This window comes from Collinsella sp. AM09-41, assembly GCF_003473245.1.
GTDB lineage: Bacteria > Actinomycetota > Coriobacteriia > Coriobacteriales > Coriobacteriaceae > Collinsella.
This window is the reverse complement of the sequence record NZ_QRMJ01000004.1, coordinates 49,839-75,208: the sequence shown is the minus strand read 5'-3', so window position 1 is coordinate 75,208 and position 25,370 is coordinate 49,839. Positions and strand designations below refer to the sequence as shown.

General features: G+C 60.4%; 16 protein-coding genes. 14 read left to right on the top strand and 2 right to left on the bottom strand.

The genetic code is table 11. From position 1 onward, the window contains the following. Window positions 1-207: 207 nt before the first annotated feature. From DW112_RS06160 to DW112_RS06140, 5 genes are all read left to right on the top strand, one after another. On the top strand, window positions 208-6,420 hold the full coding sequence (locus DW112_RS06160) for an MBG domain-containing protein (protein WP_147351832.1): 6,213 nt from the start codon (window positions 208-210) through the stop codon (window positions 6,418-6,420). 485 nt (window positions 6,421-6,905) lie between these two features. Next, window positions 6,906-7,931, top strand: coding sequence for a quinolinate synthase NadA (gene nadA / locus DW112_RS06155; protein ID WP_118328570.1), 1,026 nt, complete (start codon window positions 6,906-6,908; stop codon window positions 7,929-7,931). 28 nt (window positions 7,932-7,959) lie between these two features. Further along, a complete protein-coding gene (locus DW112_RS06150; protein ID WP_118328569.1) occupies window positions 7,960-9,363 on the top strand; it encodes an L-aspartate oxidase in 1,404 nt (467 codons plus the stop codon). Between the two features lie 3 nt (window positions 9,364-9,366). Continuing rightward, a complete protein-coding gene (gene nadC / locus DW112_RS06145; protein WP_118328568.1) occupies window positions 9,367-10,227 on the top strand; it encodes a carboxylating nicotinate-nucleotide diphosphorylase in 861 nt (286 codons plus the stop codon). Further along, entirely contained in the window at window positions 10,227-10,772 is a 546-nt protein-coding gene (locus DW112_RS06140) for a transcription repressor NadR (RefSeq protein ID WP_118328567.1), read from the top strand. The genes nadC and DW112_RS06140 overlap by 1 nt, the downstream gene beginning before the upstream one ends. 204 nt (window positions 10,773-10,976) lie before the next feature. On the opposite strand, the gene DW112_RS06135 is transcribed toward DW112_RS06140, so the two are convergent. Next, a complete protein-coding gene (locus tag DW112_RS06135) occupies window positions 10,977-11,162 on the bottom strand; it encodes a DUF362 domain-containing protein (protein ID WP_006235216.1) in 186 nt (61 codons plus the stop codon). A gap of 543 nt (window positions 11,163-11,705) precedes the next feature. On the opposite strand from DW112_RS06135, the gene dnaK reads away from it, so the two are divergent. The 5 genes from dnaK to DW112_RS06110 all read left to right on the top strand — a co-directional run bounded on the left by dnaK (window position 11,706) and on the right by DW112_RS06110 (window position 18,696). Further along, window positions 11,706-13,598 (top strand): molecular chaperone DnaK, encoded by a 1,893-nt coding sequence (dnaK, locus tag DW112_RS06130; RefSeq protein ID WP_118328566.1) that lies wholly within the window; start codon window positions 11,706-11,708, stop codon window positions 13,596-13,598. 2 nt (window positions 13,599-13,600) lie between these two features. Next, window positions 13,601-14,443 (top strand): nucleotide exchange factor GrpE, encoded by an 843-nt coding sequence (locus DW112_RS06125; protein ID WP_117583638.1) that lies wholly within the window; start codon window positions 13,601-13,603, stop codon window positions 14,441-14,443. Between the two features lie 107 nt (window positions 14,444-14,550). After that, window positions 14,551-15,516 (top strand): DnaJ C-terminal domain-containing protein, encoded by a 966-nt coding sequence (locus DW112_RS06120; protein ID WP_055285310.1) that lies wholly within the window; start codon window positions 14,551-14,553, stop codon window positions 15,514-15,516. A 73-nt stretch (window positions 15,517-15,589) separates the two neighbouring features. Next, complete coding sequence (locus DW112_RS06115; protein WP_006235210.1) at window positions 15,590-16,006, top strand: heat shock protein transcriptional repressor HspR; 417 nt, start codon at window positions 15,590-15,592, stop codon at window positions 16,004-16,006. 389 nt (window positions 16,007-16,395) lie between these two features. Then, window positions 16,396-18,696, top strand: coding sequence for a hydratase (locus DW112_RS06110; protein WP_118328565.1), 2,301 nt, complete (start codon window positions 16,396-16,398; stop codon window positions 18,694-18,696). Between the two features lie 271 nt (window positions 18,697-18,967). Here the strand turns inward: DW112_RS06110 and DW112_RS06105 are convergent, their stop codons facing one another. Further along, complete coding sequence (locus tag DW112_RS06105) at window positions 18,968-19,636, bottom strand: hypothetical protein (RefSeq protein ID WP_118328564.1); 669 nt, start codon at window positions 19,634-19,636, stop codon at window positions 18,968-18,970. 234 nt (window positions 19,637-19,870) lie between these two features. On the opposite strand from DW112_RS06105, the gene DW112_RS06100 reads away from it, so the two are divergent. From DW112_RS06100 to DW112_RS06085, 4 genes are all read left to right on the top strand, one after another. Further along, window positions 19,871-20,542 carry a hypothetical protein gene (locus DW112_RS06100; protein ID WP_124785760.1) on the top strand — a complete coding sequence of 224 codons (672 nt, stop codon included), beginning with the start codon at window positions 19,871-19,873 and terminating at the stop codon, window positions 20,540-20,542. 286 nt (window positions 20,543-20,828) lie between these two features. Next, the gene (gene clpB, locus DW112_RS06095; RefSeq protein WP_118328562.1) at window positions 20,829-23,456 is read left to right on the top strand and encodes an ATP-dependent chaperone ClpB; all 2,628 of its coding nucleotides are present in this window, start codon (window positions 20,829-20,831) and stop codon (window positions 23,454-23,456) included. Between the two features lie 131 nt (window positions 23,457-23,587). Continuing rightward, a complete protein-coding gene (locus tag DW112_RS06090) occupies window positions 23,588-23,782 on the top strand; it encodes a hypothetical protein (RefSeq protein ID WP_232049598.1) in 195 nt (64 codons plus the stop codon). Between the two features lie 207 nt (window positions 23,783-23,989). Next, window positions 23,990-25,342, top strand: a complete 1,353-nt coding sequence (locus DW112_RS06085) for an ATP-binding protein (protein WP_117767166.1) — start codon at window positions 23,990-23,992, stop codon at window positions 25,340-25,342. The last annotated feature ends 28 nt before the right edge of the window (window positions 25,343-25,370 follow it).

The window sequence follows — 25,370 nt, the reverse complement described above, 5'->3', positions numbered from 1 at the left end:
CACGCGCCACCCGCGGGGGTGCGTTCCGTTTGCGCCCCACGGTACGCAACTCGCGCCGAGCAACGGGGTGTCAGTTTTGGTGACCTCACAATACTCTATGGATACACATATCAATCGATGCCGGCGATCGGACGGGGAATCAAACCGACCGCCGGCGCCAAGCGATGGCGATCATCGCGAAAGCATAGGGGTAAGGGGAGTTGGGCGATGATGGAGAAGAAGATGGGGATGTGCAGACTTGCTGCTTGTGCGTTGGCCGCAGCGTTAGCGCTCGGAGGTGCGGCGATGGCGCTTGCCACGCCTACGGTAGCGGAGGCGTATCCGTACACCGCGACCAAACCTAAACACTTGAAAAGTGAGCTTTCGTATGGCGAAAGCGACGTAATCCAGCTTTCTGGCGGCAAAGACTACTGGTTTGCCGGTACGGTCGATATCGATCACTATGAGGTCGAGGGCGGTACCAAGGAGAATCCGACTCGCCTGTATTTCACCAACAGCTCGTCTCTGGGCGGTCCGCTGACCGTCAAACGTGACCTCACGTATTCGCAGCATCCCCTCTTTGTGCTTAAGGGCGGTTATGTCGAGTTCATCGGTGATTCGGGCACCCCGACCGAGGTCCGCTGTGATGGAAAAACGTTTTTGAGCGATAGCAACGATTACGAAGCGCGTGGAGGTGTCGATAAGCCGAATACAGGCAAGAGCCTCAACCTTGTCGTGAAAAACCTCAAGCTTGTTTCAAGGACCGATAACGATGATACCGTTCGGGCAATCACGCTCTATGGAACCATGGGTGCGGGGGAGACGGCCAGCTTCACGAACGTGAATGTCAGCGGTTGGAAATGCTGCAAGAACAACGCATTCAAGGTTGACCAGGATAATGAAATCTACGAAGCCTCGCCGGCACCTGTGACTATCAGAGGCAGCCAGGTCGCGGTGGATGCAACGTTTGTCAACTGCACGTTTAAGAATAATAGTGATGACTGCGTCGGCGCCTTGAGCGTGGTCGGGCGAGCGAAGTCCCCCAAGGTCACGTTGAGCGGCTGCACGTTCGAAAACAACAGTCAGGGAATGATTGCATGCGACGAGATGAAGTTCGAGAGCGGCCATGTGCATGCGGGCAATATTGGCGTCAAAAATGCCAAAGTTACCCTGAATAACTGCAGCATTCGTTCGACGAGCGATACGTCATGGAATGGACCCTGCTCTTATATGTTCAAGGTGTGGGATATTCAATATCAGATGCACATGACGAGCGCCATTGCGGTGGCAAAGGATGCGTCGTGCACCATAAACGATACGGTTATCAATGATTCGTACGTGTTCCCCTCTGATTATTTCAACGGTCGCGACATAAGCGGTCAGGACGAGAAGCGCTGCGCGATTTACGCTCTTGGTTCTGTGACACTCGCCGGCAACACGAAGGTCACCACGACTAAGGCGAAGGGCATCGACGCATCCGATGTCGGTAGCTACGGCAAGGTTCACGTCGATAAGTCTTTTACGGGCGAAGCCGTCCTGTCTGTCGACGATACCAAGTTCGATCCCGAGTCCAATAAGCAGTACTACTACTATGAGTATGTGAACCTTGGCACGAGCGATCTTTCGCAGGAGGATCTTGCGAGCAGGCTCAAGTTTGCTAATGCCGACCTTGCATACGACGTTACCGATGGCAAGGTCAAGGTTATCCATCGCAAGCACGAGCACGAGTGGACCTATTCCGCCAACAAGGATGGGTACAGCATCGCGGCTACGTGCAACGGACAGTATGAGGCCTCACACTGTGTCTACTCCAGGGACGGCGAGACGATTTCGCTGATGTCGTCCAAGAGCGGCGACCTGAGCTTTACCTACAACGGCAAACAGCGCGACGCCGTGCTTGCTACGACTAAGCCGTCTCAAAAGGACAACGCTGTAGCCCAGGGCAAGGTAAAGATTGTGAGCGCGCGGTTCTATTGGGGCGTGGATGACAATAATCCCCAGGGCATCGAGATGGAAGGGTCGCAGCCGTGCGATGCGGGCACCTATCGCGTGGTAGCGACGGTTGCCATCGAGGGGCAAAGCGATGTTACGCTCGAGCGCGTGTTCAAGATCAACCCCGCCTCGCTTGCAGAGAAGGACTCCAACCGCAAGAATCTTTGCAAGGTCGAAATCATTGGCTACGACAAGCTGAAGGATAACGTCAGGTTCAGCAACGGTGACGTGCTCAACGACGTACCGTCTTATAAGTGGACGGGTGAGGAGATAACGCCTCGAATTAAGGTGACGTATAAGCTTGGCGACGAATGGATCGAGCTTAAAGAGGGCGTCGATTTCGAGCGTTTCGCTTGGAACGAATCGGTTTCGGAGAAAGATCCCGGTGCGTATAGGAGCCAGGCTTGGGGCCTGGGAAACTTTGCATACGGCAAGTTTTTCTACTGGAGCATCTTCGGCACGCAGTTCGAGAATGTTCAGGCCAAGGGCTTTGACGGCACCTATGATGGTAAGGCTCACTCGCCGTCGGTGACGGTCGACAACGCCCCCGAGGGCATGCAGATCGAATATAGCGTCGATGGTGGCTTGCTGTACGAAGACCGAATCCCCTCCTATACCAATGTCACGCGCGATGTCTATGACAACGTGTGTGCCGAGACAATTAAGTACCGTATTACCGCACCCGACTACGTGCCGGTGGAGGGCGAGCTTAAGATTAAGATCGCTCCCGCCGAACAGGCCGCTCCCAAGGACGTCAAGACGACGGCCGCGACCGGGCATGCCTTGGCGGATGGCAGCATCGACGGGATTGATAACGCCTACGAGTGGAAAGCCGAGGTTGCCAGCGACTATCAGCGGATTGCCGAAGGCGAGACGTCGGTTAAGGGCCTCGCCGCTGGCAAATACAGCGTTCGCCTTAAGGCCGACCGTAACCATAACGCCTCCGAGGCCCTGACGGTTGAGGTCAAGGACGGCCCTAAGAAGGCCGACGGTAGTGGTTGGAAGCACGACGACGCCGAACACTGGAACACCTGCACCTGTGGCAAAGAGGACGTTGACCGCGCCCGGCACGACTTTGAGTGGGTCGTCGACCAGGACGCCACGGCCGATAAGCCCGGTTCCAAGCACGAGCGCTGCAAGACGTGCGGCTACGAGCGCGAGTCTATCGAGATTCCGGCTTTCGGTATCACCGGTTACTCGGACATCTACGACGGCGAAAAGCATGGCGTGACGGTTAACGCCGAGACGGTCGCATCTATCCAGTATCGCGAGAAGGGCGAGAAGAAGTGGAGCGACGAGTCTCCGTTCATCTGCGATGCCGGCTCCAAGACCGTTGAGTTTAAGGCGACCCTCACGTCTGGTGACATCTGCGAGGGCGAAGTCGTACTTAAGGTCGATCCCCGTCCGGTGACGGTGAGGCCCAAGGATACTTCGAAGGTGTACGGTTATGACGATCCGGACTTTGAGCTCGAGGCTGTTGAGGGCACGATCCTCAAGGGCCACCCGCTCTCTTGGCTTAAGATTCACCGCGAGGCCGGCGAGAACGTGGACACCTATACGCTGGCGATTGAGGAGAGCAAGGTCGGCGACAAGTGGGACAAGATCCAGCGGGCAAACTATGCTCCGACGCTCCAGACTGGTACGTTCGAGATCACCCCGCGCCAACTCGGTATTGGCTGGAAGATTGGAAGCTATACCTATAACGGCAAGCCTCAGGGCCCCGAGATTGTAATCAGCCATGTTGTCAAGGGTGACGAAGGCAAGGTTTCCTATGCGACCGAGGGCGCAACGGCTGTCGATGCGGGCAGCTATAAGGCGAAGGTGACGGGCCTCGCCGGCGACCCTGAGGTCATCAAGAACTATGTCCTTCCTGACAAATTCCTGGAGACGGGCTATACGATCTACAAGGCAGAGCAGGAGAAGCCCCAGGGGTTGAAGGCCACCGCCGAGACTATCCGTGGCAAGTGCGACGGCAAGATTGAGGGCGCACGCGGCCACGTTGCCTATCGCCTGCTCCGTACCCAAGCCGGGGACGTCGATGGCAAGACTATGGTTTCCGAGGACGGCAAGATTGAGAACCTTGCCGCCGGCGACTACCAGGTCTGGTATGCCGAGACCGATAACTACATGCCGTCCACGCCCGTGGAAGTGCATGTCGGTCAGGGTAAGTACTTATGGGTCACCCTTTCTGGTGAGAATGATGCTTACTCGATAGACTGGCATAGCCCGAACAGACTGCAGTGGCATGAAAGCGTGGAGTTCTCGGTAAAGATCTCCGATGGCTACTTTGCGGGCGACGACTTTGCCGTTAAGGCGAACGGCGTTGTTCTCGAGAAGGGTGAGGACGGAAAGTACGTTCTCAGCAATGTCGAGGAGAAGACTACCATCACCGTCGAGGGCGTGCGCAAGCACGAGGCTGTGAGCGACGAGTGGCTCTCCGACAATAACGCGCACTGGCATCAGTGCACCTGTGGCGAGAAGATCGATGAGACTGCGCACGCCTTTGAGTGGGTTGTCGACAGGGTGCCCACGGCAACCGAGGAAGGCTCCAAGCATCAGTGGTGTACGGTTTGTGGGCATACGTTGCCTGCAGTCAAGATCCCGGCTGCCGCCATCGTTGGCTACTCCGACGAGTACGACGGTGCGTATCACACGGTCGATGCGACGAGACTACCCGAGGGCGCAACGGCTCAGTACAGCACCGACGGCAAGAATTGGTCCCCCGAGGCCCCCAAGATTAAGGACGTCGGCAAACTGACCGTCGCCTACAAGGTGACGATTGACGGTGCGACCGCCGAGGGCAAGGTTGAGCTCGAGGTCAAGCCGTGCGCGATTACGGTCACCGCCCAGGACGCCTCCAAGACCTACGGCGAGGCTGATCCCGTGTTTACGTGGGATGTCACTTCTGGCAAACTCGTCGCGGGCGAAACGCTTCAGGGCCTCGAGATCGAGCGCGAAAATAACGACAACGTGCGCGACGGCGGCTATGCTCTGCAGCTGACGCAGCCCGAGGGTGCAAACCCCAACTACAGCATCACGTTCGTCGATGGCGTGTTCACTATCAACCAGCGGCTGCTCACCGTGACGTGGGGCACCAGTGAGTTTGTCTACGACGGCGAGGAGCACTGCCCCGAGGCGACGCTCGGCAACGTCAACGGCAAGGATGACCTTGGCGCGACCGTCGTGGGCTCCCAGGTCGAGGCTGGCGATTCGTATCAGGCGACCCTCACAGCGCTGACGGGTAAGGCCGCGGGCAACTACGCGCTTCCGACTGAGGGTCTGACGTGTGGGTTCTCCATCAAGAACGCCGATCAGGACGCGCCGAAGGTTCAGGCCGAGGCCGAGGCCGTGAGTGGCAAACATGACGGTAAGATCGTGGGCGTCGACGCGACGATGGAGTGGCGCGCCAAGGATGCCGCCAAGTATCAGGCCGTGGGCGAGGGCGTGACCGAGCTGACGGATCTCGCCGCCGGCGTGTACGAGGTGCGCTACCAGGCTAAGGCCAACTACGATGCCTCCTCTGCTACCGAGATCACCGTGGCTGCCGGCCGCAAGCTGGTCGTGGCGTTGCCGACTAACCAGCAGGGCTACACGCTTACCGCGACGGCAACCGAGCTTGATTGGCATGGGACAGCAACGCTCACCATGAGCATCGACAGCGCGTACTTTGCGGGCAAGGGCTACGCCGTCAAGGTCGACGGTAAGGCCATCGAGCTCTCCGACAAGGGCACCTATGAGCTCAAGGATGTCGAGGGCGACGTGAATGTGACGGTCGAGGGTGTCCTCAAGCACGAGCCCGACGGCACGGGCTGGGCGCACGACGCTAAGAATCACTGGCGTGTCTGCCGCTGCGGTGAGGTCATCGACAAGGCGGAGCACACCTTTGAGTGGGTCGTCGACAAGCCGGCGACGGTCGAGGCCAAGGGCAAGAAGCATCAGGAGTGCGCCGTCTGCCGCGAGAAGGGCAAGACCGAGGAGATCGCGATTTTGGCGCCCGAGATCACCGATGGTAAGGGCCAGACGATGGTGGTCGAGGCCGCCAAGGACCTGACCTTCCGCTCGAGCGCGCCGATCAGGTACTTCCAGAAGGTGCTGGTCGACGACAAGGAGGTCGCCGCCGAGAACTACGTGCTCACCGAGGGCTCTACGATCGTGACGCTCAAGGCGAGCTTCCTAAAGACACTCGGCGTGGGCGAACACAAGCTGAGCGTGGTCTCGACCACGGGCACGGCCGAGACGACCTTTACGGTTGCCGAGGCTGCCAAGCCCGCTCCTGGCCAGACCACTACGACTACTACGACCACGGCTACGACTTCCAAGCCTAAGAAGAAGGCTGGCAAGGAGACGTTGCCTGAGTCCGGCGACAGCACGTATGTCATGGCTGGTGCCGTACTCGCAGCCGGTGTAGCAGCTCTGTTGCTGGCGTGGGCCATGAAGCGCAGCGCTTAACCGCATGCCAGTCCCCAGCGGGTCCGGATCGAGCGATTCGGGCCCGCTTTTGGGGTCTGCCGGAAGCCCGGTGGTCAAAAAAGGCCAAATATGAGTACTGTTACCAGTTTAGTGGCAGCAAAATGGCCTCCAAAATCGGTGCCAGCGGCCAAAAGCGCATCGATTTTCGTCCGTCAGAGTCACGATCGGGCTCCAAACAAGGCGATTTTGCTGATCTGGACCGGAAAATCGCTGCTACTAATTTGGTGACAGTACTCATATTTGGCCTTTTTTGACCACTGCCTCTCGGGCCAGGACAAAACGGGCTGCTCGAATCTTGGGGCGGGTCCATTTTCAACTATCCTCAGCTTGCCAGTTCGAAAATGGACCCGCCCCATGATTGAATCTTTATTCCAACTTTACACCTGACTTTACAGCTGTCTTGTCAGCTGTAAAGTCAGGTGTCATACTAAAGCCCCAAGATTCGCCAAAAGAGAGGGGCCTTGATGGCACAGAGCGCGAACATGGATGCATCGGAGCTTGCACGCGACATTGCGGCCGGCCTGGCATCGGCAACGACGGCAACGGAGCGCGCGGCACTGGTGCCCGCAGAGCTCGTCGAGGCCATTCAGCAACTAAAAACCCAACGTGACGCGGTGATCCTGGCGCACTACTATGTGGCGCCCGAGGTCCAAGCCGTTGCCGATTACGTCGGCGACAGCTTCTACCTGGCAAAGCTCGCCAAGAGCCTGCCGCAGCAGACTATCGTGCTGTGCGGCGTGGAGTTTATGGGCGAGAGCGCCAAGCTGCTCAACCCCACCAAGACCGTGCTGCTGCCCGAGCCGGGCGCGGACTGCCCCATGGCTCACATGGTCAAGCGCGAGACGGTCGACGCGGCGCGCGCCGAGTACGGCGACGACCTTGCCGTGGTCTGCTACGTCAACTCGACGGTCGAGATCAAGAGCTGGAGCGACGTGTGCGTCACCAGCTCCAACGCCGTCAAGATCGTATCCGAGCTGCCACAGCAGCACATCCTGTTTATCCCCGATCAAAACCTGGGCCGCTTCGTAGCCGAGCAGGTACCCCAAAAGCACGTCATTCTCAACAACGGCTACTGCCCGCGTCATCACATTATTACCGTCGAGCAGATCGTTGACGCGCAGGAGGCGCACCCCGACGCGCTCGTGCTGGCGCACCCCGAGTGCAAGGCCGACGTCCTGGCCGAGGCCGACTACATCGGCTCTACTGCCGGCATCATCAAATATGCCGAGGAGTCGGACGCCAGCGAGTTCATCATCGTGACGGTCCGTGGCGTGCTCTACGAACTCGAGCGCCGCTGCCAGGGCACCGGCAAGAAGTTCTACTTCCCTGCGGTGCAGCCCACCTGCGTCAACATGGATCTCATCACGCTCGAAAAGCTCGTGCACTGCCTGGAGACGGGCGAGGGCGAGGTGCAGATTGGCGTGTCGGACGAGGCCGCCGATCAGGCCAAGCTCACGCTCGACCGCATGCTCGAGTACGCAGCACGCTAGAACAATGTGGCATGAGGGATGGTCCCTTATGTCACATTCAAGGGAGAGGATTCCTGTGGAAACCAAACAATACCCCGATATGGAGTGCGATGTCGTCATTGCCGGTTGCGGCGTGGCAGGCCTGTATGCGGCTCTCAATCTGCCGACGAGCACGCGCGTGATCATGCTCTCCAAGGGCGCTGTCGACGAGTGCGACTCGATGCTCGCGCAGGGCGGCATCTGCGTACTGCCCGAGGGTTCTGACTACGATGCCTTCTTTGAGGACACCATGCACGCCGGCCATTACGAGAACCGCCGCGAGAGTGTTGACATCATGATTCGCTCGAGCCGTTCGGTCATCAACGACCTGCTGGCCATGGGCGTGGACTTTGAGCGCAAGGCCGACGGCAGCCTCGACTTTACCCGCGAGGGCGCACACAGCCGCCCGCGCATCGCCTTCCATGCCGATATTACGGGCAAGGAGATTACGACCAAGCTGCTCCAGGCTGTCCGCAAGCTGGACAACGTGCAGATTCTCGAACACGTTGCCATGACCGACATCCTGACCGCCGAGCGCGATGGCGCTACGGTGTGCGCCGGCGTCGTCGCCGTTCCCGTGGACGAGGATAACTCGGTTCGTCCCGCCGACGAGCTGGCAAATGCCGCTGAGGGCGTACATGCCGGCAAGCCGTTTAAGATCCATGCCCGCCATACGCTGTGGGCAACGGGTGGTATCGGTGGCGTGTACGACCATTCGACCAACTACCCGCAGCTCACCGGTGACGCCTGCTACATCGCGCAGGAGCACGGCATCACGATGGAGCACCTGGACTACGTGCAGATTCATCCCACGGGACTGTTCTCGCCGCAACCGGGCCGCACCTTCCTGATCAGCGAGAGCTGCCGCGGCGAGGGCGCGATTTTGCTCAACGCCGCCGGCGAGCGCTTTACCGATGAGCTCCAGCCGCGCGATGTGGTCGCTGCCGCCATCCGCGAGCAGATGAAGCGGGACGGCGTCGAGCACGAGTGGCTGAGCTTTGCCCCCGTCGAGCGCGACGTGGTGACCGGGCACTTTGCCAATATTCGTGCGCGCTGTCTGGAGGACGGCCGCGACATCTTGGACGAGCCCATTCCCGTCACACCCACGCAGCACTACTTTATGGGCGGCGTGTGGGTCGACAAGGACGGCCGCACCTCGATGCCCGAGCTCTACGCCGCCGGCGAGACGGCCTGCAACGGTGTTCACGGCAAGAATCGTCTAGCTTCCAACAGCCTGCTCGAGTCCCTAGTCTGGGGTCGCCGCGCTGCGTGGCGTATGCGCACCGGCGAGTCGCTAGCCGTGGAGCAGGCGGGCGAGCCCGTGCTCGATGGACGCCATCGCGCCCTGAGTGCCGATACCCTTGCAATCGATGATTTGGCCCGTGCCGCCGGCACGCAGGCCGTGGAGGAGTAGACCATGAATCCCATTACCATGAAGCTCGTCGTCGATGATCTGATTCTGCAGGCTCTGCGCGAGGACATTACCTTTGAGGACGTGAGCACGGCGAGCGTGTGTCCCACGGCGCGTCCCGCCACGGTGGAGCTTATCGCCAAGGCCGATGGCATCATCGCGGGCTTGGATGTGTTCGCTCGCACCTTTGAGCTGCTGGATCCGCAGAGCTCTGTGTTGTTAGATGTCGCGGACGGCGACGAGGTGCACGCCGGCGACCACGTGGGCCAGGTGCGCGGCGATGCGCGCGTACTGCTTTCGGGCGAGCGCGTGGCGCTCAACTACCTGCAGCGCATGAGCGGCATCGCTACTTACACGCATCGGATGGCGGCTGCGCTCGAGGGCACCAAGACCGTGCTTGTCGACACGCGCAAGACCACGCCGGGCATGCGCGTCTTTGAGAAGGCCGCAGTCGAGATCGGCGGTGGCAGCAACCACCGCTATAACCTGTCGACGGCTGTCATGCTCAAGGACAACCACATCGACGCCGCCGGTGGCGTGGCGCGCGCGATTGAGATGGCGCGCGCCCATGCGTCGTTTACCACGACGGTCGAGATTGAGTGCGAGAACCTGGACATGGTACGCGAGGCCGTGGAGGCCGGTGCCGACATCATCATGTTCGACAACATGACCCACGATGACATGGCTACTGCGATTGAGCTTATCGCCGGTCGTGCCAAGACCGAGTGCTCGGGCAACGTAGACGCCGACAACATTCGCGCCCTGGCCGATCTGGGTGTCGACTATATTAGCTCGGGCGCTCTGACGCACTCTGCGCCGATCCTCGACCTCTCGCTTAAGCACCTGCGTCTACTGGACGGTAAATAATGGACGCCCGCGAGCGTCGCCGTTCCATCATGGCCGTGCTCGAGGAAGTCAAAGATCCTGTCTCGGGCAGTGCGCTTGCCCGCGAGGTGGGCGTGAGCCGTCAGGTTGTGGTGCAGGACATCGCCCTGCTGCGCGCCGACGGGCACGATATTGTCGCCACCAATCGCGGCTATGTGCTACAGGAGGCAGCGAGCAGCCCGGCTGTGCCCACGCGTCTGGTCAAGGTACGCCACGGCGTGGAGCAGGCGGGCGATGAGCTCACGAGCATCGTCGACGCGGGCGGCGCCGTGCTCAACGTGATCGTCAACCACCGCGTGTACGGTAAGATCACAGCCGACCTGGACATCCGCAATCGTCGCGACGTCGAGCGCTACCTACACGATATCGAGAGTGGCAAGAGCTTTCCGCTATTAACGGTGACGAGTGGCTATCACTTCCATCGCATTGCGGCAGATGACGAGCAAACCCTCGACGAGATCGAGGCCATACTCAAGGAGAAAGGCTATCTGGCAGACCTGATGCCCTACGAGGATGATTTGTCCTAGCCCGATACTGTCTTTATAAGTTGCGGTGAAATAGTTCCTAAAATCGGCACCTAAGCAATGAATCGGGAACTATTCCACCGCAACTGCCAAGGTAGCCCTGTCCCCAATTAGCTGCCTATACAAACAAAAGGAGGCCTCCGCGGCGATGTGGAGGCCTCCTTTTTGTGCACGGTGTACTTGTGAGTGTGCAAGTGGGGGGAGTTGTTACTCCTCGACGATCTCGGTGATCGCGCCGGCGGGGCAAGCGTCCTGGCAAGCGCCACAGGCGACGCAGGAATCCTCGTCAGCGACGGTAGCGACGTCCTGGAGCTCCAGAACACCAGCGGGGCAGGAGTCGACGCAAACGCCACAAGCGATGCACTCGTCGGCATCAATTACGGGATGAGCCATGGTAGTTTCCTCTCTGTTGACCGACGCTACAGGCGATGCGCGCCGGTTTGATTCGGGCAAAAACATACCACGGGAGCGACCGTTTGCAATACCCTCTGGCCGGCATCTTCATACCGTTCGCCGAGTATGCCACGGCTTACTAAAAAACATGCAGGTGAGGCCGTTGAGCTGCGCAAATGTTAGCTACAGGTGACTTGAAATAAAGGGCGATTGAGCGTGCTTGCGGAAACCGCATCCCATTATTTGGCCGAAAAACGGGTCGAACTTTCCCCAGGGAAGCTCGGGGCCGCCATGTGCGCTCCCAAGCCCAAACCTCAGCCATCTCTACATAGATCTCAATAGATCTGCCGAGAACTCAAACAGTGCATCTACCTGCGCATTTGAGAACCTAAACTCTCAGAGATAAGAAATCTTATATGAATTGACTTAGATTTTGTATATTCCGGCCCATAAGGGGATACACTACATCCTGAAAGACAAGCCGAAGCGCCACACGACAGACCGTCGAGGCGGCGCGAACGCAAAAGAGAGAGGGAATTTCTAATGAGTAAGATTCTTGGTATCGACCTTGGTACTACTAACTCCGCTATGGCCGTCCTCGAGGGCGGTTCTCCGACCATTATCGTGAACGCCGAGGGCGACCGCACCACCCCGTCCGTTGTTGGCTTCCGTGCCGACGGCGACCGCGTCGTGGGTAAGGCCGCTAAGAACCAGGCTGTCACCAACCCCAAGAACACCGTGTTCTCCATCAAGCGCTTCATGGGCCGCAAGTACTCCGAGTGCACCTCCGAGATCAAGACCGTGCCGTATGAGGTCAAGGAGGGCCAGGGTGGCCGTGCCGTCGTCGATATCGAGGGCAAGGATTATACCGCCGAGCAGGTGAGCGCCATGACGCTCGCAAAGATGAAGGCCGACGCCGAGAAGTATCTGGGCGAGACCGTCACCGACGCCGTCATCACCGTCCCGGCCTACTTCAACGACGCCCAGCGTCAGGCCACCAAGGACGCCGGTAAGATCGCCGGCCTCAACGTCAAGCGTATCGTCAACGAGCCGACCGCTGCTGCTCTGGCCTATGGCCTGGACAAGCAGGGCACCGACCAGCGCATTCTGGTCTTCGACCTGGGCGGCGGCACCTTCGACGTCTCCATCCTCGACCTCGCCGACGGCGTGTTTGAGGTTCTGTCCACCTCGGGCGACAACCACCTGGGCGGCGACGACTGGGATCAGCGCGTCATCGACTGGATGGCTGACAAGTTCCAGCAGGAGAACGGTGTCGACCTGCGTCAGGACCCCATGGCCCTGCAGCGTCTGAAGGAGGCCGCCGAGAACGCCAAGAAGGAGCTCTCCGCAGCCCAGCAGTCCACCATCAACCTGCCGTTCATCACCATGAACCAGTCCGGCCCGCTGCACCTCAACTACACGCTGACCCGCGCCGAGTTCGAGAAGATCACCCGCGACCTGCTCGAGCGCTGCAAGCAGCCTGTCACCAACGCCCTGCGCGACGCCAAGCTTAAGCTCTCCGATCTGACCGAGGTCATCCTCGTCGGCGGCTCCACCCGTATGCCCGCTGTCCAGGATCTGGTCAAGACCATGACCGGCAAGCAGCCCAACATGTCCGTGAACCCCGACGAGGTCGTTGCCGACGGCGCTGCCGTCCAGGGCGGCGTGCTCACCGGCGACGTCGAGGGCATCCTGCTGCTCGACGTTACCCCGCTGTCGCTGGGCGTCGAGACCATGGGCGGCATCATGACCAAGATGATCGACCGCAACACCACGATCCCGACCTCCAAGACCGAGGTCTACTCCACCGCTGCCGACAACCAGACCAGCGTCGAGATCAACGTGCTCCAGGGCGAGCGCGAGCTTGCCCGCGATAACAAGTCGCTCGGTAAGTTCCAGCTGACCGGTATCCCGGCTGCCCGCCGCGGTGTGCCGCAGATCGAGGTCACCTTCGACATCGACGCCAACGGCATCGTCAAGGTCTCCGCTAAGGACAAGGGCACCGGCAAGGAGCAGCAGATTACCATTTCCGGCTCCACCGCTCTGTCCGACGACGAAGTCGATCGTATGGTCAAGGACGCCGAGGCTCATGCCGAGGAGGACAAGAAGCAGAAGGAAGAGGTCGAGGTCCGCAACCAGACCGACAGCCTGTGCTACTCCACCGAGCAGACCCTCAACGAGCTGGGCGACAAGGTTTCCGCCGACGTGAAGTCCAAGGCCGAGTCCGCTATCGCCGACGCCAAGAAGGCGCTCGAGGGCTCTGACGTCGAGGCCATCAAGGCCGCTGGCGAATCCCTGCAGTCCGTAGCCTACGAGCTGGCTCAGGTTGTCTACGCCGACGCTCAGCAACAGACCGACGGCGCCGCCGGTGCCCAGCCTGCCGACGATGACGTTGTCGACGCCGACTACGAGGTTGTGGACGACGAGGGCAAGTAATCATGTCCGCCCGTAAAGCTCGCACGGAGGCGGCCGCCGCTGGCGCCGCCCCCGTTGACTCTGAGGAGAAGGACGTGAAGATTCCCGTAGAGGCCGTCGACGATACCGAGGCCAACGAGGCCGAGGCCGCCGAGGCTGCCGAGAACCAGGTAGAGGATTCCAACAAGGAGGCGACGATGACCGAGGACGAGATGGTGGAAGCCGCTATCCGCGCCGGTGAGGAAGCCGCCGACAACGACTTTAAGCTCAAGTTCGAGCAGGCCCAAAAGGAGCTTGCCGACGTGCGCAGCGAGCTCGATGCTGCGGCAGAGGCCCAGAAGGCCGCCGAGGACAAGGCAAAGGACGCCACCGAGCGTACCGCCCGTCTGCAGGCCGACTGGGAGAACTTCCGTCGCCGCACCGCCAGCGAGCGTATCGCCGAGCGCGAGCGCGCGACCGAGAAGCTTGTCACCGCGCTGTTGCCGGTGGTTGACGATATCGAGCGTGCAATCGACCATGCCCGCAGCCAGGAGCTTTCCGACGACTTTAAGCAGTTCGTCGATGGCGTCGATGCGGTGCATGCCAAGCTGCTCGATGTGTTTGCGCACGAGGGCGTTGAGCCCATCGACCCCAAGGGCGAGGCGTTCGATCCGCTCGAGCACCAGGCCGTGGGGCGTGTCGAGGACGCATCGCAGTACGACGAGACTGTCAACGACGTGTACCAGAAGGGCTACCGCATGGCGGACCGCATCCTGCGTTCCGCGATGGTGACGGTGACCTACGGTGGCGAGAAGCGCCCCGCACCGGAGCCCGAAGCGGCGCCCGAGGATGCCGCGGCCGATACGGCCGAGAGCACCGAGGAGTAATTGAGAAGGGCCCCGGGGCAACACCCGGGGCCCTTTCTGGCCTAGTGCCATATGAAAGCATGAGCCGCCGTCCGCTGGACGGCGGATGAAACAGGAGAGGAGCTACGATGGCTGCAGGCAAAACCTTCTATGACATCCTGGGCGTATCCAAGAGCGCCTCCGACAAAGAGATCAAGAGCGCGTTTCGCAAGCTCGCGCAAAAATATCACCCCGATGCCGGCGGCGACGAGGCCAAGTTTAAGGAGATTAGCGAGGCCTACGAGACGCTTTCGGACGAGAAGAAGCGCAAAGAGTACGACCAGATGCTCATGTTCGGCGGCATGCCGGGCGCAGGCGGCGCGTATGGTGGCGGCTACGGTGCCGGCGCGGGCGCCAGCGGCTGGGGCGACATCTTCGACAGCATCTTTAGCGGCAACGGCGCTTGGGGTAGCGATTGGGGCTCGGGCTTTGCCGGGGCTGCGGGTGCTGCCGGTGCCGGCGCGGGTCGCAGCCGCGCGCGCAAGGGCGGCGACCTGTCGCTGACTGTCGACGTAACGGCCGAGGACGCGTTTCGCGGCGTGACGCACAAGGTCACCTACCGCATTCCCTCGACAGGCGAGCAGCAGACCATTACGGTCTCGGTGCCTGCGGGCGCGGTCGACGGCGGCAAGCTGCGCTACAAGCGCCGTGGCGAGTACGGCGTTGCCGGTGGCGAGCGCGGCGACTTGGTCGTGACTACGCATGTGGAGGAGCACCCGCTGTTTAAGCGCAAAGGCGCCGACGTGACCATGGAGGTACCGGTCTCGGTCTACGAGGCGGCGCTCGGCTGCACGGTGGACGTGCCCACGCCCGGCGGTGCGACGGTTCGTTTGAAAGTGCCTGCGGGCACCCAGACGGGCAAGAAGTTCCGCTTTAAGGAGATGGGTGCGCCCGACGTCAAGCACCGTGGCCGCACAGGCGCGCTGCTCGTCGAGATCAAGGTGCAGGTCCCCACGAACCTGTCCGACGACGAGCGCGATGCCATGACCAAGCTGCGCGAGGCCGACACGCGCGACTACCGCGAGAAGGTCAACCGTTATAAGGCGACGTACTAGGGCGGTTGCGTGGCCCACGGGCTGGCCGCAGGCTTATGATGGACGATAGTGAGACGGAAAGGGGTCAGGTAGCATGGCCGAGGACAATAGGAACAAACCGCTGTACATGATCAGCGTGGCGGCCGAGCTGACCGGCATGCATCCGCAGACTCTGCGCGTCTACGAGTCCAAGGGCCTGGTGAACCCCCAGCGCTCGGGCGGCAACACGCGTCTGTATTCGCGTGCCGATATCGAGCGCCTGGAGCTCATCAACCAACTGACCGACGAGGGCATCAACCTTGCCGGCGTGGTGCGCATCCTCGATATGAAGGAGCGTGCCGAGGAGCGCGAGCGCGAGAACGAGAAGCTCCGCGCCCGCGTACGCCAGCTCGAGGACGAGCTGCACGAGTACAAGATGCAAAAGAAGATCACCGCCCTGGCCCCGCGCGACGGCTCGGTCAACCCCGAGCAAGTCATGCGCAAACTACTGGGCGCCGGCGGGGACTTGTAGGTTACGCCGTTCTACCGAACGGCGTAACGGCTCGACGCTGCGCGCCGCCCAGAGCGACAATTTGTCATTCAAAAGGCAAGGCATGACCAGAAGGTCTATGCCTTGCCTTTTTCATGCCAACTTGTTCGCTCTGGACGTCGCTCGCTGTCCGTCCTCTACCTGCGGCGTTGCCTTGCTCCGGATGCGGTAGTCATTGGGGACGTTCTTAAATGACTAGTCGAAAGGGACACTCTTGCACCAAATCTGCCGGCCCACACCGGACTCGTCCTATGCTTTACTGAGATAAAGTGAACGTGCAGATTCGTAACCCACTCGCAACCGTTCTATGGCACGATATTGAACGAATGTATGCTATGCGCCCAAATCTTTTGGGCAGAGTGGGAGACAGTATGGTCAAGCTGTACGAGGACGGCATCTACCTGCGCGGTGGCAGCGAGGTTGTGCCTGCGGCTGAGGCTGCCGAGCGTGGTATTACGCAGACGCCCGAGGATGCCAAGCGCGGCACCATCGCGTATTCGATCCTTCAGGCACACAATACGTCCGGCGACCCCGAGGCGCTCAAGATTCGCTTCGATGCCATGGCGAGCCACGACATCACCTTTGTCGGCATCATCCAGACGGCGCGCGCCTCGGGCATGGAGCAGTTCCCGCTGCCTTACGTGCTCACCAACTGCCATAATTCGCTGTGCGCCGTGGGCGGCACCATCAACGAGGACGACCACGTCTTTGGCCTCTCGGCTGCCAAGAAGTACGGTGGCATCTTCGTTCCACCGCATATCGCCGTTATCCACTCCTTTATGCGTGAGAACTTCGCGGGCTGCGGCAAGATGATCCTGGGCTCCGACTCGCACACCCGCTACGGCGCTCTGGGCACCATGGCCGTGGGCGAGGGCGGCGGCGAGCTGGCAAAGCAGCTGCTGCGCGACACCTACGATGTCGCCTATCCCGGCGTCGTCGCCATCTACCTCACGGGCGCCCCGCGCCCCGGCGTTGGCCCGCACGATGTGGCACTCGCCATCATCCGTGCCGTCTTTGCCAAGGGCTACGTCAAGAATAAGGTCATGGAGTTTGTGGGCCCCGGCATCGCGAGCATGACGACCGACTACCGCAACGGCGTCGACGTCATGACCACCGAGACCACCTGTCTGTCGAGCATCTGGGCTACCGACGAGGACACACACGCGTTTTTGACCATGCACGGCCGCGGTGACGACTACCGCGAGCTCAAGCCCGCCGATGTCGCCTACTATGACGGCTGCGTCGAGGTCGACCTGTCGAGCGTCAAGCCCATGATCGCGCTGCCGTTCCATCCTTCCAACGGCTTTGAGATTGACGAGCTCAACGAGAACCTCGAGGACATCCTGCACGAGGTCGAGCTCGAGGCCGCCAAGATCGGCGAGGGCAAGACGCACTTTAGCCTGCTCGACAAAATCGTCGACGGCAAGCTGCACGTGCAGCAGGGCGTTATCGCCGGCTGCTCGGGCGGCAACTACGACTCCGTGGTCCAGGCTGCCCGCGTGCTCAAGGGCGCCAACACCGGCTGCGGCGAGTTCTCGCTGTCGGTCTATCCCACGAGCCAGCCCGTGGCACTCGAGCTTACACGCCGCGGCTATATCTACGACCTTATGGAGGCCGGCGCGATCGTGCGCACGGCGTTCTGCGGCCCGTGCTTCGGTGCCGGCGACACGCCCGCCAACAACGGCCTTTCGATCCGCCACACCACGCGCAACTTCCCCAACCGCGAGGGTTCCAAGCCGGGCAACGGCCAGCTGAGCGCCGTGGCCCTGATGGACGCCCGCTCCATTGCGGCGACCGCGGCCAACGGCGGCGTGCTCACCCCGGCGACCGATCTGCCCGAGGACACTTGGGACGAGGCCTGCGAGTACACCTTTGACGACGCGCCGTACAAAAAGCGCGTGTACTGGGGCTTTGGCAAGGCCGAGCCCGCAGATGAGCTGGTCGAGGGCCCCAACATCAAGCCGTGGCCCGCGATGGAGCCCCTCGGCGACGACATCCTGCTCAAGGTGTGCTCCAAGATCATGGACCCGGTCACCACGACCGACGAGCTCATTCCCTCGGGCGAGACGAGCTCCTTCCGCTCCAATCCGCTGGGCCTGGCTGAGTTTACGCTCAGCCGCCGCGACCCGGCCTACGTGGGTCGTTCCAAGGAGGTCGACGCCGTGGAGAAGCGTCGTGTGGCCGGCGAGGCCGCGGGCGACCTAGCGGCGCTCGATGCCGAGCTTGCCGGCGTGTTTGAGGCACTGGCCGGCGTGGGCGTCGCGGCCGATGCCAAGGCGACCGAGTACGGCTCCATGCTCTACGCCAAGAAGCCGGGCGACGGTTCTGCCCGCGAGCAGGCTGCGAGCTGCCAGCGCGTGATCGGCGGCCTGGCCAACATCGTCCACGAGTACGCCACCAAGCGCTATCGCTCCAACGTCATGAACTGGGGCATGGTTCCCTTCCAGATGGAGGCCGAGCCCAGCTTTGAGGTGGGCGACTACGTCTTTGTGCCGGGTATCCGTGCCGCGCTCGATGGCGACCTAAAGGACATCGCCGCCTACGTGGTGCGCGCCGATGGTGCGGTCGAGCAGATTGAGCTCTACATTGCCGATATGACGGCCGAGGAGCGTGCCATCGTCAAGGCCGGCTGCCTGATCAACTACAACAAGTTCAAGGCCGCTGCCGAGTAACGCACTTAATTGTCCGCCCGGGGCTTACCCTTTCCCGCTCGCTCACGCGCTTCGCGAGGGTCGCGTTCGGGAAAGGGTAAGCCCCGGGCTACATTTCTGCGTTCTCGTTGGGTCTTGAGGGGCGCCAAAAATAGACTTGCTTGATGCCGTCCCTGTTATCGGGGCGGCTTCTTTTTGTTGAAAACCACCACAAAGGGGACAGGCACCTTTGTGGTGGTGGGGACGAGCTCGATGCTGTTGTGATCGTTGAGCGGCATGTTAATGGGCGGCTCTACAGAATTTCATCTGGGCTGGCGGGTTTGGTTGTTTTGGGGATGCCGAGTTTGGATGACGCGAAATCGTCAACATTGTCCTTAATTCCGTCTTTGGTGTAGACAGTGACCATATAGGTGCTGTGTCCGAATTCGCCCTTGTCGCGTGTTGCCCAGGCATCCCAGTAGGCGGCCCCGTTTCGCCCTTTGATTTTTCCGACACGGCGGAGTTCTGTTCGCTTTAATTTCTGGTTGCTATAGATGGTTCGACCGGCCTCCTCGGTGAGCCCGCACTGTCCAAGCATCTTGTCGAGGACTTGGTTCATGTGGCGCTCATCGGTGTTTGGTGCGTAGTCGTAGGCGAGGGTGATGAAGTCGAGTGGCTGGTCGTCGATTAGATAGTTTAGCGTCTGAGGTCCAAGGCAGAAATAGGGGGAGCATCCGTCGATCTGACCGAGCAGTGGCAACTTTGACTGCCAACTTCCGGTGGGAATTCCATCTTCGTAAAACACGCCGCGACAGATAAAGGAGGGCGAGGTGGCACGCGAGCTGGCGTCGACCATTCCGCATAAATCGAAGGGCGAGGTGATACCAAGGGAAAAGGGCGTGATGACGATAAGGAAGAGCATCACGATGGGTATGGCGAGAATGGCGATGACGTTGCGACCGGTGGAATGAGGCGGCTTCATATGCGCTCCTCGAGACAAAGATCTGTTGAGGATAGGCAGAAATGGATATGTTCAGAGAGCAATTCAAGTTTAATCTCATTGCGCGAGATGGTCGACCGTTAGCGTCGAAAACCACCACAAAGGTGCCTGTCCCCTTTGTGGTGGTGAGGAGCGCGCGGCTTCTTTTGGTAATAGTGTTAGCTGGCGGTATCATTAGTGCAGGTGGCGAAGGTTTGCATTGTGGGGTGTTTTGCCGTGAGCCGTTCTGCCCGTATTGGATTGATTGTCTTGGCGCTTGCGATCGCTGTGGTTGGCGCGGGCGCTGTCGGTATGGCATTTCTACCTGCTGCGGTGACGGAGCCGGTGGTCAAGCCTGTGACTCAATCTGTCGAACTTCTGACCGGCGACGACAAGCCCGAGACCATTACCGTTGATTTTGATGAGCAGCCGGCTGTGCTGGGTATTAGTAATTATCCGCGTATTCAGCTTGGGGCCATGCGCTATACCACGGATACAAGCCTGATCGATAGGGCGTCCGAGCTACTCAAGGGCAAAACATTTAAGCGTTGGTACGGATATGCGTCCTATCGGGCAAAAGCGAACGACATGGTTGGCGGATGCCACTCGTCCATCGAGCTGGACACTGCAAACGGCGCAAAGTTATGTGATGTCTCGTACGATCCGGGCTACGAGGGCAATGAGGGTCCGGGCATCTACATCATGGACGGCGATGTCGCCTATGTCATGGAGGGCGACCAGAGCGAGCTCAACGATTTTATGGGTCAGTGTATCCAAGATGCCTATAAACAGACCTGCTTGCCTGACCCGCAGACTGCACGCGATAGTGGGTCTGCCCGTACATGGCTGTTCGAGGATGAGATGCCCTGGACCGTCGAATCGGGAAGTACGGGTTCGGCGAAGGAGTAGAGACCGCGACCACCACAAAGGTGCCTGTCCTCTTTGTGGTGGTTTTCGGTCTGTCTCGATCTGTAACATCTAGGATCAAAAATGGCTGCTAGATGTTACAGATCGAGACGGTAGCGCGCCTGGGCAGCGGCGGGCTGACATCTCAGTACCCTATCCGTAATTCACTCAGAAAATCTTATATATAGAGACTTAGATTTGTGTATAAGATCGCACAAAGCTGGCAACAATACTTCTCGAACAACGTGAAGCCGCCCCGTAGGGCGGCCGCCCCAAGAGAGGTGATTCCATGAGAATCGATAAGCTAGCAATGACGTCGCGCGAGGCGCTGCAGACCGCCATGAGCACGGCTGCCGACGCGCAGGCCGGCGCGGTGGAGCCGATTCACCTGCTGTCCGCCCTGCTTGGTGCCGGCGAGCGCAATATCTCCGTGATCATCGAGCGCATCGGCGCCGATCCGGCCCAGCTTGCACGCTCCACACAAGATGCCATCGACCGCGCGCCCAAGGTTTCGGGCGAGGGCCAGCAGATGGGCCTGTCCAATGAGCTCGTCCGCGTCATCGAGAAGGCCGAGAAGAAGGCCACCAAGATGGGCGACAGCTTTGTGGTGACCGAGCATTTGCTGATGGCGCTCGCCGAGGACAAGGGCGAGGCCGGCCGCGTTCTGCGCGACGCCGGCGTGACCAAGGAGCGCATCGAGCAGGTCTATGAGGAGCTGCGCGGCGATGACCGCGTGACGTCTGCCGAGGACAAGACGCAGTTTGAGGCGCTGGAGCAGTACGGTCGCAACATCTGCGATCTGGCTCGCGCCGGCAAGCTCGACCCGGTCATCGGCCGTACTGACGAGATCCGCCGCACCATTCAGGTCCTGTCCCGCCGCACCAAGAACAACCCCGTGCTCATCGGTGAGCCGGGCGTCGGCAAGACGGCCATCGTCGAGGGCATCGCCCAGCGTATCGTGGCCGGCGACGTGCCGAGCACGCTGCGCGACCGTGATCTCATCGAGCTCGACATGAGCGCGCTGGTCGCCGGCGCCAAGTACCGCGGCGAGTTCGAGGACCGCTTGAAGGCCGTGCTCAAGGAGGTACAGAAGTCCGAGGGCAAGGTCATCCTGTTCATCGATGAGCTCCATACCATCGTGGGCGCGGGTGCCACCGAGGGCTCCATGGACGCCGGCAACATCCTGAAGCCGGCGCTTGCCCGTGGCGACTTGCATGCGATCGGCGCGACTACGCTTGACGAATACCGCAAGTACATCGAGAAGGACGCGGCGCTCGCCCGTCGTTTCCAGACCGTAATGGTCAGCGAGCCCACCGTCGAGGACACCATCTCGATTCTGCGTGGCCTCAAGGAGAAGTACGAGATCTTCCACGGCGTGCACATCACCGATAGCGCGCTCGTGGCAGCTGCCGACCTCTCCGATCGCTACATCGCCGACCGCTTCCTGCCCGACAAGGCCATCGACCTGGTCGATGAGGCGGCAAGCCGCCTGCGCATGGAACTCGACAGCATGCCGGTCGAAATCGACGCCACCACGCGTCAGCTCACCCAGCTGCAGATCGAGGAGCAGGCGCTTATGAAGGAGACCGACGACGCCTCCAAGGAGCGTCTGGAGGCCCTGCGCCAAGAGATTGCCGAGGTGCAGGAAAAGCTCAACGTGCAAAAGGCTGGCTGGCTCAACCAAAAGAACGCCATCGACCACGTGCAGGAGCTCAAGGGGCAGCTCGACGAGGCCAAGAGCGAAGAGGAGCGCGCGACGCGCAACGGCGATCTGGGCCGCGCGTCCGAGCTGCGCTATTCCGTGATCCCGGGTCTGCAGCAGCAGATTCAGGAGTCCGAGGCTGCACTCGAGGCGCAAAAGCAGCAGGATGGCGAGGGCCTCAACGAACAGGTGACCTCCGATGAGATCGCCGAGGTCGTGAGCGCCTGGACCGGCGTGCCCGTGTCCAAGATGATGCAGGGCGAGCTCGACAAGCTGAAGGGCTTGGAGGGCGAGCTGCATAAGCGCGTCATCGGCCAGGACGAGGCCGTCTCTGCTGTCGCCGCAGCTGTGCGCCGCAGCCGTGCGGGCCTCTCCGATCCGGACAAGCCCATCGGCAGCTTCTTCTTCCTGGGCCCCACCGGCGTAGGCAAGACCGAGCTCGCCAAGGCGCTTGCCGAGTGCCTGTTCGATGACGAGCGCGCGCTCGTGCGTATCGACATGTCCGAGTACATGGAGAAGTTCAGCGTCCAGCGTCTGATCGGTGCGCCCCCGGGATACGTGGGCTACGACGAGGGCGGCCAGCTCACCGAGGCCGTGCGCCGTCGTCCGTACTCCGTAATCTTGCTCGACGAGATGGAGAAGGCCCATCCGGATGTCTTTAACGTGCTGCTGCAGGTGCTCGACGACGGCCGCCTGACCGATGGCCAGGGTCGCCAGGTGTCCTTCAAGAACACGATTATCATCATGACGTCCAACGTGGGCTCCAAGGCTATCGCCGATCTGTCCGGCAAGGACGAGGAGGAGATGCGCCATCAGGTTGACGGGGCCATGGCTCAAACCTTCCGCCCCGAGTTCCTCAACCGTATCGACGATATCGTGGTGTTCCATCCGCTCGGCATGGCGCAGATCGAGAAGATCGTCGACATCCAGCTCGCCGACGTCCGCGCGCGTCTGGCCAAGGAGCGCATGACGCTGGCCATCACCCCGGCGGCCAAGCAGATGCTCGCCGTGGGCGGCCTGGACCCGGTCTTTGGTGCCCGTCCGCTCAAGCGTCTCGTGCAGCGCGAGGTCGTGGATGCCATTGCCGCCGCTATCATCGACGGTACGGTGCGCGAGGGCGATCAGGTGACGGTCGATGTCGACAAGGACGGCGGCTTTACCGTCGTGTGCGACAACACGCCGGCGGCCACCTACGAAGTCCCCGACGCCGAGTAGATTTTGGGCCGGCTTTTAAACCGCCCCTCATCGCAAAACGCCAAGGGCGGCGGATCCAATCGGGTCCGCCGCCCTTTTTCGTGCGACAATCGATGGTGTTGAACGTGAGTACATGGCAAGGAGCTATGCAGATGACAGACAAGAACAAGACGAACACGCCGGCGACCGATGCCGCACCCGCCGCACCTAAGCCTGCGCCTAAACCGGCGCCCAAGCCGCGCGACCCCTATATCCGTGCCGAGAACGAGGATGACGACGGCTACGATCCTTATAGCGATCGTCGCCCCGAGCGCGAGCCCCTCTTCGAAGCCGACCCCTGGCGTTAAGTAGCTCATTTGGGACGGGGCTTTTTTAGCTACTTTGTTTTCGGCTAGAGGCGTTCATGCCTGCCCCCTCGGCCGCTCGATATCCTCCGGGAGGGGCCACTAATAGAAAACTTGCTTATCCATTAATCAAGATACGCATAATCTTGCTCTCCTGCTAATCAAGAATCGTTATAATCTTGATTAGCAGGAGAGCAAGATTGGAGAATTATGGCATTCAACGACTTGGTGGCTCAAAAAATAAAGGACTTTGAGCAACAGGGGATTCCGCAGGTCTTTGAGCGCGACCTTGATCTGGGCAACCCGCAGGAGCCAAAGCGCGACAACATCGTATATGTGATTGTGGGCGCCCGTCGTTGTGGAAAGACGTATCGCCTGTATCAGGAGATACGGCGGCTTCAGGGCCAAGGCGTCGAGCTTGACCGGATGCTATATTTCAATTTTGAGGATGAGCGCTTGCGTCCGTATGAGCCATCGCTACTAGCGGACGTGCTCGATACATTCTATGCACTATATCCTGCTGCTCGAGGCGAGGGCGCCTACCTTTTCTTTGACGAGATCCAGGAAATACCCGAATGGGGTGCGTTTCTGCGACGCGTGGTCGATACGGAGAAGGCGACCGTTTACGTGACGGGATCTTCTTCTAAGATGCTGTCCTCAGAACTTAAGAGCGAGTTCAGGGGCCGTTCTCTTGTGCGAGAGCTTTTTCCGTTGAGTTTTTCGGAATACGTCCGATATAAGACGGGGGGCGTTCCTGAGTCGAACGCGCCCTTCTCCTCAAGCGCTGCAGCGTTGCTCCGACACCATCTGGTCGGATATCTCGAGCGAGGGGGATTCATCGCGACACTTGAGCAGACGCCCGCAGACGCGATTCAGCTGCTACAGGAATATGCGTCGCGAACGGTCGCCATGGACGTCGTTGAACGTTACGACGTCAAGAACCCCCGTTTGGCCTCGCTGTTTCTGGCGCGGTGCATGGCATCTTCGGGACGAGAGCTGTCAGTGAACAAAGTGTACAACGAGTTCAAGAGCAGACAGATATCCGTCAGTCGAAATACGCTCAGCGACTTACTTGAGTATTACGAGGACGCCTACCTGCTGTTTTCGGTGCCGGAGTTCACGCGTTCGCTTGCAAATAATACGCGGTCTGCGTCTAAGGTCTACGCCGTCGATCCTGCGATGTTCGGAGCGTTCTCCCCCGCATCGGCATTGGATCATGGTCAGAGGCTCGAGACCGCGGTGTTCAATGCGCTCAGAAGAAGGACCCCCGCCGTGCGGCCCGGTTCGGTTTGCCGCCTGCTGATTAAAGATAAGAATAAAAGCCATGAGGTGGACTTTGTGGCTGGGGATGCACTGCTCATGCAGGCTTACGGCCTGATTCAGGTAAGTGTGGATATGACAAGCGAGAAAACGCGCGAGCGCGAAATTGCCGCGCTCGATGCCGCGATGGCCCAGTTTGATCTTGGCGAGTCGGTAATCGTTACCATGGATGAGCAGGCCGATATTCCATGCAAACACGGCGTGGTACATGCTGTGCCCGCATGGAAGTGGCTCCTTTCCTAATCGTCTATGGATTTGCGAGGCCAGGACT